An 11,602-nucleotide genomic window follows, 5' to 3' on the forward strand; every position below is an offset into this window, starting at 1 on the left:
TCCATCACTTGATGGCGCCGACCGTCACACCTCGGGTCAGCGTGCGCTGGAAGATCAGGAAGAAGGCGACCGCCGGGAGGAGGCCGAGCAGCGCCGAGGCGCTGGACATCGTGGCGTCCATGTACTTCTCGCCCTGCAGCACGGCGAGCGCGACGGGCACCGTCTGGGTGTCGTTCGAGATCAGGAAGATCAGCGGAAGGAAGAACTCGTTCCAGGTCCAGATGAAGAAGAAGATCAGCAGCACGTTGAGGGTGGGTCTGCTGATCGGCACCACGATCCGCCACAGGGACCGCAGCCGCCCCGCGCCGTCGATCGCCGCCGCCTCCAGGATCTCCTTCGGGAACTGGCCCAGGACCGCGCTCAGCAGGTACGTGCCGAACGCCGCCTGGATCACCGTCATGACGATGATCACCGCGAGCTGGGTGTCGTACAGCCCGACCGCCTTGGCCAGGTAGTACAGCGGGTAGGCCAGCGCCTCCTGCGGCAGCGTGTTGGCCACCAGGAACAGCGCGAGGATCGACAGCCGGCCCTTCACCCGGCCGATGCCCAGCGCGTACGCGTTGAGCACCGACAGCAGGACGGCGAGCACGGCCACGGACGCGCTGATCAGGAAGCTGTTCCAGAGCTTGGTGCCGAACTCCACCCGGTTCCAGAAGTCGACGAGACCCTGCAAGTAGAGCCCGTCGGGCAGGCTCAGCGGGCCGTCCGAGCTGTACTCGGCCGGCGACTTGACCGCGTTGATCGCCACGATCGCGAACGGGAACACCATCACGACCGCCAGCACGACCAGCGAGCACAGCACCGCCCAGCGCCCCGGGCCCCTCATTGCTCACGCTCCTGGATCCGCAGGAACAGGAACGTCACCACGATGATGATCAGGGCCAGCACCGTGGCGATGGCGGAGCCGTACCCGACGTTGCTCTTCTGGAAGAAGTTCAGGTACGAGAAGTACGACGGCACCATCGTCGCGTTGCCGGGCCCTCCGCGGGTCAGCACGAAGATCGGCCCGAACACCTTGAGCGCGGCGATCGTGCACGTCAGCAGCACCACGAAGATCTCCGGCCGGATCTGCGGGATCGTGATGTGCCAGAACCTGCGCCACCACGAGGCCCCGTCGATCTCGGCCGCCTCGTAGTAGGCCGGATCCACGCGCTGCAGCCCCGCCATGAAGATCACCACCGGATAGCCGAGCTGGAACCAGACCATGACCGCCATGACCGTGGCCAGCGCCAGGTCGGGATCTCCGAGCCAGTCGAGGTCGAGGCCGAAGATCTGGTTGATCGCGCCGTACGACGGGTGCAGCATCCAGCCCCACACCACGCCGGCCACCGCCACCGGGAGCACCTGCGGCAGGTAGTACATCGCCCGCAGCGCCGAGGCCGTGCGCGGCCCGAACCGCTTGGCGATGTAGTCGAACAGGGCCGCCGCCAGCACGAGGCCGATCGCGGTCGGCACGATGGCCATGGCCACGATCAGCCCCACGTTGTGCTGGAACGACTGCCAGAACCGCTCGTCCTTCAGCAGCCTGGCGTAGTTGTCGAGCCCGATCCACCTGGGTGTGCCCACCCCCGACCAGCGGGTGAAGCTCGCGCCCACGTTCATGAGGAACGGCGCGACGATGACGACCAGGAACAGCAGCAGGCTGGGGGCCAGGTAGAGCCAGTACCCCCTCGTGCGCACCCTCATCTAGTTGCCGATGTCTGCGAGGTTGTCCTCATACGGCTTGGCGATCTCGTCCAGCATCGCGGCCGGGGCCTTGCTGCCGTTGATGAGGTTCTGGACCCCGGCGACCAGCACGTCGTAGTAGCCGGGCGCGGGCCAGTCGGGGTAGAAGGCCAGACCGTCCTGGCTGGTGAGCTTGTTGAAGGTCTCGATGAGCTCCTTGCTCTTCGCGTCGGTGATCGCGGCCGGGTCGGCGGCCACGGGGACTCCTCCGGAGTTGCCCAGGAGGTTCTGGATGTCCTTGCTCATGGTGATGTCGATGAAGTCGTAGGCCAGGTCCTTGTTCTCCGACTTCTCGGGCACGACCCAGATGTTGCCGCTGGAGCCCGGGGCCATCGTGGCGCCGGGGAAGAGGAAGTGGCCCCACTCGAACTTCTTGATCTCCGAGGCGAAGCGGCCGTACCACCAGCTGCCGCTGATCATCATGGGGAACTTGCCGTTCATGAACGCCACGCCCATGTCCTCGGCCTTGAGCCCGGACGAGTCCTTGGCGATGTACCCCTTCTTCACCCAGTCGGCGAACGTGTCGGCGCCGTAGGTGAACTCGGGGCCGTGGAAGTCGACCTTGCCCTTGTAGGACTGGAAGGCCTCCAGCCACGGCTTCTGCGCCTTGGTCAGCGCGAGCTGGTACAGGATCTGCTGGGCCGGGTACTCGGCGCCGGCGGTGGCGATGGGGGTCGTCCCTGCCTTGACGAACGTGTCCATCGCGGCCGTGAACTGCTCGAACGTCGTCGGCACCTGGACCTTGTGCTTCTCGAACAGGTCCTTGTTGTAATAGACCATCACGAACTCGCCGTAGTTCGGCACGCCGTACCACTTGCCGGAGCCCATGACGCCGCGGTCGTCGTACTTGGCGGTGGTCTGCAGGCCGCCGGGCAGCAGCTTGTCCCAGCCGCGCTTGGTGGCCTCCTCGCTGAGGTCGGTGAGCAGGCCCTGCTTGGAGAGCAGGCCGGCGGTGGCGTTGCCCTTGTTGTACTCCATGATGTCGGGCGCCTCGTCCGAGTTCAGCACCATGCTGGCCGTCTTCTGGATCTGTTCGAAGCCCTTCTCCTCGAACTTGACGGTGACGTTCGGGTGCGACGCCTGGAACTTCTTGATCGCCTCGGCCCACGCCTTGCCCATGGCGCTGTCGGCCGACTCGTAGTGCCAGAGCTTGAGTGTGCGCGGCTGACTGCTGCTCTGGGCGGACGGGGTCTCCGAGCCTCCCGAGCCGCACGCCGACAGAACCAGGACCGCGACGGCCAGCGCCGCCGCGGCTCTTGACTTGACCATGATCCCTCCAGGGGGTGTTACGAGATGACGGCCCGCGCGGGAGCACCGGCCACCGGGGCGATCTCGACCCCGGTGACGCGCTTCGGGCCGGTGACGGCGATGCGCAGCACATCGCCGTCCCTGGTGGCGACGGCGACCGTCACGCCGTCCGCGTCGTGGATTTCCGCAGTCGCGTCGCCGCCCCCGAAGGCGACGAGGGTGATCTCGGCCGGCACGTCCACCGTGTCCCCCGGGTCGCTGACCGTGGGGATGAGCGCGCCGTGCCGTACGAAGAGGGGGATCCGGTCGAGCGGCGTGCCGACCGTGACATAGCGGGAGCCTTCGTGCACCTCGCCCGTCCAGTAGTCGACCCACGTGCCGCGTGGCAGGTACACCTGGCGGGTGCCCTCGGGCGCGGTCATGGGGGCGACGAGCAGGTCCCGGCCGAGCAGGTACTGCAGGTCGGCCTGCCAGGCGACCGGGTCGTCCGGATAGTCCACGCACATCGCCCGCATCATGGGCGCGCCGGTGCGGGCCGCCTCGACGGCCGCCGTGTAGATGTACGGCATCAGCCGGTAGCGCAGCTTCAGCGCGCCGACGGCCTGCTCCTCGACGGCCGGGAACTCCCACGGCTCGCGGGTGGTCGTGCCGTGCAGGCGCAGCAGCGGGGAGAGCGCGCCGAACTGGGTCCAGCGCACGTACAGGTCGTCGGTGGGCCTGCCGGTGAAGCCGCCGGCGTCGTGGCTCCAGAACGGCACGCCGGACAGCCCGTGCGCGAGGCCGCCGCGGATCGTGCTGCCCATGGCGGCGTAGCTGGTGTAGGTGTCGCCGCCCCACTGGGCGCTGTGGCGCTGGCCCCCGAGGTACGAGGAGCGGGCCCAGACGAGGTCGTGGCCGTGCACCTCGCGGGTCACGGCGGCGACGGCGTCGTTGAACAGCAGGGTGTAGACATTGTGCAGGTCGGTGCCGATCATGCCGTTGTAGGCCACGGAGTCGGCGGGCACGCCCTCGGCGAAGTCGGTCTTGAACGTGTCGACGCCCTGGCGCAGGAGGTCGCGCAGCAGACCCTGGAACCATTCGGCGGCCTGCGGGTTGGTGAAGTCCACGATCCCGCACGCGGGGAACGACCCGTGCCAGCAGTCGGCGACGTAGGTCTCCCCCGCCCGATTCTTCAAGAAATATCCGGCTTCAGACGCCTGGGCGAAGGCTGGGCTCAAGTGTGAAATATACGGATTCATCCACAGACAGACCCGGAACCCCATCCCCTTGAGCTCGGCCAGCATCGCGTCCGGGTCGGGGAAGTTCACGGGGTCCCACCGCAGGTCCGACCAGTGCCCGTCGCTCTGCCAGTACGTGTCCAGGTGCAGCACGTCGCACGGGATGCCGCGCTCCCTGATCGTCCGCGCCCTGGCCAGCACCCGCTCCTGGCTGTCCACGCAGAACCCCGACGAGATCCACGTCCCGAACGCCCACTTCGGCGGCAGCGAGGGACGGCTGGTCAGCAGGTCGTAACGGTCCAGGACCTCCGACGGCGTCGGCCCGGCGATCACGTAGTAGTCCATCACGTCGTCCGGCACCAGGATCTGCACGACGCTGTGCGTGGACTGGCACACGTCGAACTCCGTCGGCGCCCCGCTGTCGACGAGGACCCCGTAGCCCTTGCTGGAGACGTACAGGGGGATGTTCTTGTACGCCCGCTGCGACTCGGCGCCGAACGCGTCGAAGTTCCACATGAGCGGGCGCTGGCCGCGCTTGTCCAACCGGGTGAACGACTCCCCGAACCCGCTGAACGCCTCGTCGGGCGCGGCGGCGAAGCTCTCGTGGTAGGCGACGGGCGCGCCGTTGACGCTCGACCGGCCGAAGGGCAGCGTACGCAGCCGTCCGCTGATGTCCGTGTGCCCCCGATCCTGCTCGACCAGCGCCTTCCCGCTCGCGTCCGTGAACCTCAGGTGCCACGGCGCCAGGCTGATCTCGGCCCGCAGCGAGCCGGCGTCGATCACGATCGGCTCGCCTGGCGCGACCCCGGCACGTGCCCCTGGATACGTGCCGGGGGTCACCAGCGAGATGGCCCCTTCCGAGCGAGGCCTGGCGGCCGCGTCCTCCGACAGCCGCACCCGGATGACTCCCTCACCGGCCACCCCCACCTGGACGACCAGCGTCTCTTCCGCGGTGGTGACCGCCTTCACCATCACCTCTGCGCCGTCGGCCGCGACCAGCTCCGCGGCGGTCACCGCCGACAGACCACCCTCGCCTCGTCCACGAACCGGTAGCTCGGGCGGGTCCGCGACGAAGTACTCGTGCGTGACCAATGGGGGGCGATAGGGCATGGAAGCTCCTTATGAACGGCTGCGCCAACTCGTGAGTTAGTTTGCTGTCCATACCAACAAACGTCAACGGCCCCCTCCCACTTCCTCCACCCCGACCGCCGCGACGCCGTCCCCCACGACGAGAACACCCGCGCCCGCACACGCGTGTCGACACGCAGGCGGTTGACCCCAGGTGACGGCGCGCGGGCGATGGCGGGCGTACGTCAGCGCCGCGCGCATGTGCACGGCGGCGTACGGTCCTTTGCGTGGTGCGGTGCCGGCCGACGAGCGATCCCCCAGACGCGACCAGCTGGAGCGCTCGCTCACCTCACCCGCCGGATGCGCGCTCCGGCGGCCACGCGACATCGTCGAGCGCGAGAAACGGCGAGACCGCGACCGAAGCCGTGCCGGACACGGGATCGAGCATCACAAACTCAGGGAGAGGGTGTCTTGAACGAATCTTCCGCGGCGGGAAGGGTCAGATGGCGACGCCCGGTTGCATGAGGCGGCGGGCGGCCTCGGTGATGGAGCCCGACAGCGACGGGTAGACCGCGAACGTGTGGGCGAGCTGGTCGACGGTCAGCCGCTGCTGCACCGCCACCGACACCGCCAGGATCAGCTCGGAAGCGCGCGGCGCCACCACCACGCCCCCCAGCACGATCCCGGTGTGCGGCCGGCAGAACAGCTTGACGAAGCCGTCGTTGAACCCCTGCATCTTCGCCCGCGCATTGGTGGCCAGCGGCAGTTTGACCACGTTCGCCTCGATCTCGCCCGCCTCGATGGACTGCTGGGCGACCCCGACGGCCGCGATCTCCGGGTCGGTGAAGATGTTGGAGGCCACCGTGGCCAGCCGCAGCGGCTGGACGGCCTCCCCGAGGGCGTGCCAGACCGCGATGCGCCCCTGCATGGCCGCCACCGACGCCAGCATGAGCACGCCGGTGCAGTCGCCGGCCGCGTAGACGCCGGGCGCGGACGTGCGCGAGACCTTGTCGACCTTGACGAAGCCGCCCTTGTCGAGCTGGACCCCGGCCTCTTCCAGGCCGATGCCGGAGGTGTTGGGGATCATGCCGACCGTCATCAGCGCGTGGGAGCCCTCGGCCGTGCGGCCGTCCTCCAGGGTCACGACCACGCCGTCCTCCGTGCGCTTGACGGAGGCGGCGCGCGAGCGGCCCATGACGTTCATGCCGCGGCGGCGGTAGACCTCTTCGAGCACCTCAGCGCCGTCGGCGTCCTCGTTGGGCATCATCCGGTCGCGGCTGGAGACCAGCGTGACCTCGCAACCGAGCGAGCGGTACGCGCCCGCGAACTCCGCGCCGGTCACCCCCGAGCCGACCACGATCAGGTGCTCGGGCAGCTCCTCCAGGTCGTAGAGCTGGCGCCAGGTGAGGATGCGCTCGCCGTCGGGCTCGGCGCCGGGCAGCACGCGCGGCGTCGCGCCGGTGGCCACGATCACGACCTCGGCCTTGATCGTACGGTCGCCCGCCCTGACCACCTGCGGGTCGACCAGCCGCCCCCGCGCCCTGATGATCTCGACGCCCTCGGCCTCGACCCGGGTGGCGATGTCGGCGGACTGGGCCTGGGCCAGCTCCTTCACCCGCTTGTTGACCAGCGGCAGATCGACCCCGACCACGCCCGCGTCGCCGTCGGGCCCGCCGGAGAACGCCACGCCCAGCGACGGGGCGTCGAGCAGCGCCTGCTTGCGGACCGAGGTCGCGATCAGCGTCTTGGAGGGCACGCAGTCGGTCAGCACGCACGCGCCGCCCGGGCCGTCCTGCTCGATCATCGTGACTTGCGCGCCTAGCTGCGCGGCCACCAGCGCCGCTTCGTAGCCGCCGGGTCCGCCACCGATGATCACGATCCTCGTCACGTAACCCATTGTCCCGCATGGCGCCGGTAAGGCTGCAACTGGGCTGTCGCCGCCCGCACACGCCCGATCCGGAAAGACAAAGGACGGACAAAGAGCTAACCAAGAGTTCAAGATCATGACGACTGGTATCATGCCGCTCGGTAGCGGAGGGATGACACGTCGTCGTCACACCCGAAGCGATGGACCGAGTCGGCCGCCCAGCGTGGCAGGATGGCGCGGTAGCTGGATGACGTGCAGCACCCGCCGAGAGGGGTGGACCGTGGCGTGGCTTTCAGGTCCTTCAGGAAAGCCGAATGAGCCCAGGCTTTATGCCGCGTACGGCTCCAACATGGACCCGGAGCAGATGGCCATGCGCGCGCCGCACTCTCCGATCTGGGGGGTCGGCTGGCTGACCGGCTGGCGGCTGACGTTCGGCGGGATCGACCCCACCTGGGAGGGCGCGATCGCCACGATCGTCGAGGATCCCGACGAGCACGTGTTCGTGGTGCTCTATGACGTGCCCGACTGGGAGGAGACCTCGCTCGACCAGTGGGAGGGCGCCGTACGCGGGGCCTACCACAAGGTGCGGCTGCGGGTGCAGACCCTCGACGGGGAGGTCGTGGCCTGGTTCTACGTGCTCGACGGCTACGAGGGCGGCCTGCCGTCGGCCCGCTATCTCGGCAGCCTGGCCGAGGCGGCCGAGCGGGCGGGCGCCCCCGACGACTACGTCAAGGAGTTGCGGGAGCGCCCCTGCACCTCGTACGGCGGTTAACGCAGCGGCTCGTCCTTGGTCTCCTTCAGCACGAAGATGTAGACCAGCGTCGAGATCAGCGCCAGCGCCGACATGTAGTAAGGAAACGCCCCGACGTTGCCCGCGTCCTTGAGCGCGGTGCCGATGAGCGGCGCGGTGCCGCCGAAGAGCGCCACGGTCAGCGAGTACGGGAAGCCCGCTCCGGCCGCGCGCACCCGCGTCGGGAAGAGCTCGGAGTTCACCGCGGCCGAGATCGAGGTGAAGCAGCCGAGGAACACCATGCCGATCAGCTGCACGGCCAGCAGGCTGCCGAACGAGTTGCCCAGCGTGCTGAGCAGCGGCACCGGCAGGACCACGAAGGCGACGCCGAAGGTGATCAGCAGCGGCTTGCGGCCGACGCGGTCCGACAGCATGCCGAGCAGCGGCTGCAGCACCATGAAGAACAGCAGCGAGATCGTGCCGACCGTGAGCGACTGCGCCGCGTCGAACTTGACCGTGATCTGCGCGTAGATCGGCAGGAAGCTGGTCCAGGTGTAGTACGCGACAGTGCCCGCGATCGTGATGCCGACGATCGTGGCGGCAGCCTTCGGGTAGCCCACCAGGAACTCGAACAGCCGCGGCCGCTTGACCTCACCGCGCTGGATCTCTTCGGCCACGGCCGAGGTCTCGTCGGCGCCCTTGCGGATCCACAGGCCCACGAGGCTGATCACGGCGCCCACGATGAACGGGATGCGCCAGCCGTAGGAGGCCATGTCCTCCTTGATGAGGGTGGAGGCGAGCAGCGCGGCCAGCCCGGAGGCCAGCAGCTGGCCGATGGTGGTGCTGACGTACTGGAAGCTCGAGTAGAGGCCGCGCCGCCCGGGCGGGGCCGACTCCACCAGGAACGTGGTCGCGGCGGCGAACTCGCCGCCGACCGACAGACCCTGGATGAGGCGCGCGAGGGTCAGGATGACCGGCGACAGCAGGCCGACGGCCTCGTACGTCGGCGTCACACCGAGCAGCAGCGAGCCCACGCCCATCAGCACGATCGTGAAGGTCATCGCCGACTTGCGCCCGAACCGGTCGGCGAACGCGCCGACAAGCAGGCCGCCCAGCGGGCGCATGAAGAAGCCCACCGCGAACACCCCGTAGGCGCTCAGCAGCGCCACGAGGCCGCCCTCGCTCTTGGGGAAGACCTGGGCGGAGAAGTACGTCGCGAGGAACGTGTAGGCGTACCAGTCGTACCATTCCACGACGTTGCCGATGCTGGCCGCCATGAGCTGGCGGACACGGCTCTTGGGGATGCCGACTGGCGAATGCGCCACGGGGGAGGTCGCCACGGGGGGCTCCTTTGCTGCAAGGTGCGGAGATGGCTTACTGTGCATTTGGACGACCGAAACAGTCAAATCCATGGCCAGATATTTACAAACCCGACACAGAACAGGTTGCAGGTGGACGTTCTCAACCGGCGCCTCGTCGCCGCGCTCCAGGTCAGCCCGCGCGCCTCATGGGGCGAGATCGGCAGGGTCGTCGGCGAGCACGAACGTACGGTCGCCAGGAGGCTGCAGCGCCTGATCTCCGAGGGGATCGTGCGGGTCACGGCCATCTACGACGACCTGCGCACCGGCCACGGGCGGCCCGTCCACCTGCACGTCCAGGTACGCCCCGGCACGGCGGGCAAGGTGGCCGAGGCGCTGGCCGACCGGCCTGACACGCGCTCGGTCTACGCGCTGACCGGCGCCGCAGACATCGGCTGTGAGCTGGTCTCCCCGTCCCGCGAGGATCTGCATCACGTACTGTCCACTCAGATGTCCGAAATCTACGGCGTCCGGCAGACGCAGGCCCAGGTCGTGCTCCACACGTTCAGGACCGTGGCCGAGTGGCACGCGCCGTACCTCAGCGAGGAGGAGGTGCTCGAACTGCGCCCCGCACCGCCTCCCGAGTGCCTGCCCGACGAGGAGGGCCTGTCGCCCCTGGAGGAGGAGATCGCCCGGCTGCTCGCCGCCGACGGCAGGACCGCCTTCACCACCGTCGCCGAGCGCCTCGACATCTCCGTCCCGACCGCGCGCAGGCGGGTGACCTCGCTGATCGAGCGGCGGCTGCTGCTGCCGCGGGCCGAGGTGGAGCCCGCGCTGCTCGGGCTCGAGGTCGAGGCCATGCTGTGGCTCAAGGTCCGGCCGTACGGGCTGGACCTGGTCGGGCAGCGGCTGGCCGGACACCCGAGCGTGCGTTACTGCGCCGCCACCTCCGGCAGCCATTCCCTGATCGTGCAGGTCGTGGCCGCGCACGAGGCCGACCTCTACCGCTTCATGACCGGCGTCGTCGGACAGTACGACGAGATCACCGACAGCGACCTCACCCTGATCACCCGCGCCTACAAGCGCGGCCACCTCCACAAGTCCGGACTGCTCACGTTGGATCACCGTTGGGAGAAGACGCCATGACCCCCGCCGAGAAAGAAGTCGCCGACCTTTGCGCAGAGCTGATCCGCGTGGACAGCAGCAACTACGGGGACGGCACCGGCCCCGGCGAGCGGGCCGCGGCCGAGGTCGTCATGGCCAGGCTGGCCGAGGTCGGGATCGAGCCGACGTACATCGAGAGCGAGCCCGGCCGCGGCAACGTGATCACCCGCGTCGAGGGCACCGACCCGTCGCTGCCCGCCCTGCTCGTGCACGGCCACCTGGACGTCGTGCCCGCCAACGCCGCCGACTGGTCCGTCGACCCCTTCGGCGGCGAGGTGCGCGACGGCTACATCTGGGGCCGCGGCGCCGTGGACATGAAGGACATGGACGCGATGATGCTGGCCCTGCTGCGTCAGCTCAAGCGCGAGGGGCGCCGGCCGCGCCGCGACATCGTGTTCGCGTGGGTGGCCGACGAGGAGGCCGGCGGCGTGTACGGCGCCAAGTACCTCACCGCGAACCACCCCGAGCTGTTCGAGGGCGTCACCGAGGCGATCAGCGAGGTCGGCGGCTACTCGCTGGAGGTGGACCCGTCGCTGCGGCTCTACCTGATCGAGACGGCCCAGAAGGGCCTGGCCTGGATGAAGCTCATCGCCGACGGCACGGCCGGGCACGGCTCGATGCTGAACTCCGACAACGCCGTCACCGAGATCGCCAAGGCGGTGGCCAGGATCGGCGAGCACGACTGGCCGCTCACGTACACGCCGACCGTGCGGCAGTTCCTCACCGAGGTCGCGGACGCGTTCGGGATCCCGTTCGACGAGGAGGACCCGCAGCCGATCCTGGACAGGATCGGGCCCCTCGTCCGCTTCGTCGGCGCGACGCTGCGCAACACCGCCAACCCCACCCAGCTCGACGCCGGTTACAAGTCGAACGTCATCCCCGGCCAGGCCACGGCCGTGGTCGACGGGCGGTTCCTGCCCGGGTTCGAGGAGGACTTCTTCAAGACCATCGACTCGCTGCTCGGGCCGAGGATCCGGCGCGAGTTCGTGCACCACGACATCGCGCTGGAGACCACGTTCGACGGGGCGCTGGTCGAGTCGATGATCGCGGCGCTCAAGGCCGAGGACCCGGCGGCGCGGGCGATCCCGTACTGCATGTCGGGCGGCACCGACAACAAGTCGTTCTTCGCGGACCTGGGGGTGCGCGGGTTCGGGTTCGTGCCGCTGCGGCTGCCCGCCGACATGGACTTCGCGTCGATGTTCCACGGCGTGGACGAGCGGGTGCCGGTGGACGCCCTGCAGTTCGGCGTGCGGGTGCTGGACAGGCTCCTCCTAAACTACTGAGC

At 68.9% G+C, this 11,602-nt stretch carries 9 protein-coding genes; 3 read left to right on the plus strand and 6 right to left on the minus strand.

Annotated elements, in window-relative coordinates; all coding sequences use genetic code 11:
- Positions 1-4: 4 nt before the first annotated feature.
- The 5 genes from ACIBQ1_RS17535 to ACIBQ1_RS17555 all read right to left on the minus strand — a co-directional run bounded on the left by ACIBQ1_RS17535 (position 5) and on the right by ACIBQ1_RS17555 (position 7,146).
- A complete protein-coding gene (locus tag ACIBQ1_RS17535) occupies positions 5-826 on the minus strand; it encodes a carbohydrate ABC transporter permease (RefSeq protein ID WP_397278591.1) in 822 nt (273 codons plus the stop codon).
- Positions 823-1,686, minus strand: coding sequence for a carbohydrate ABC transporter permease (locus ACIBQ1_RS17540; RefSeq protein ID WP_397278593.1), 864 nt, complete (start codon positions 1,684-1,686; stop codon positions 823-825). The genes ACIBQ1_RS17535 and ACIBQ1_RS17540 overlap by 4 nt, the downstream gene beginning before the upstream one ends.
- A complete protein-coding gene (locus ACIBQ1_RS17545; RefSeq protein ID WP_397278594.1) occupies positions 1,687-2,994 on the minus strand; it encodes an ABC transporter substrate-binding protein in 1,308 nt (435 codons plus the stop codon).
- 17 nt (positions 2,995-3,011) lie between these two features.
- Positions 3,012-5,300, minus strand: coding sequence for a TIM-barrel domain-containing protein (locus tag ACIBQ1_RS17550; protein WP_397278596.1), 2,289 nt, complete (start codon positions 5,298-5,300; stop codon positions 3,012-3,014).
- Positions 5,301-5,757: 457 nt separating this feature from the next.
- Positions 5,758-7,146: an NAD(P)H-quinone dehydrogenase gene (locus ACIBQ1_RS17555; RefSeq protein ID WP_397278598.1), complete on the minus strand. Its 1,389-nt coding sequence runs from the start codon at positions 7,144-7,146 to the stop codon at positions 5,758-5,760.
- A 259-nt stretch (positions 7,147-7,405) separates the two neighbouring features.
- Here ACIBQ1_RS17555 and ACIBQ1_RS17560 point away from each other — a divergent pair, with 259 nt between their 5' ends.
- Complete coding sequence (locus ACIBQ1_RS17560; RefSeq protein ID WP_397278600.1) at positions 7,406-7,897, plus strand: gamma-glutamylcyclotransferase; 492 nt, start codon at positions 7,406-7,408, stop codon at positions 7,895-7,897.
- Here the strand turns inward: ACIBQ1_RS17560 and ACIBQ1_RS17565 are convergent.
- Positions 7,894-9,195, minus strand: coding sequence for an MFS transporter (locus ACIBQ1_RS17565; RefSeq protein WP_397278602.1), 1,302 nt, complete (start codon positions 9,193-9,195; stop codon positions 7,894-7,896). The genes ACIBQ1_RS17560 and ACIBQ1_RS17565 overlap by 4 nt on opposite strands.
- 111 nt (positions 9,196-9,306) lie before the next feature.
- On the opposite strand from ACIBQ1_RS17565, the gene ACIBQ1_RS17570 reads away from it, so the two are divergent.
- Positions 9,307-10,299: an Lrp/AsnC family transcriptional regulator gene (locus tag ACIBQ1_RS17570; RefSeq protein WP_397278604.1), complete on the plus strand. Its 993-nt coding sequence runs from the start codon at positions 9,307-9,309 to the stop codon at positions 10,297-10,299.
- Positions 10,296-11,600, plus strand: a complete 1,305-nt coding sequence (locus ACIBQ1_RS17575) for a M20/M25/M40 family metallo-hydrolase (RefSeq protein ID WP_397278606.1) — start codon at positions 10,296-10,298, stop codon at positions 11,598-11,600. The genes ACIBQ1_RS17570 and ACIBQ1_RS17575 overlap by 4 nt, the downstream gene beginning before the upstream one ends.
- Positions 11,601-11,602 lie beyond the last annotated feature (2 nt).

Source organism: Nonomuraea sp. NPDC050153 (assembly GCF_044460125.1).
GTDB lineage: Bacteria > Actinomycetota > Actinomycetes > Streptosporangiales > Streptosporangiaceae > Nonomuraea.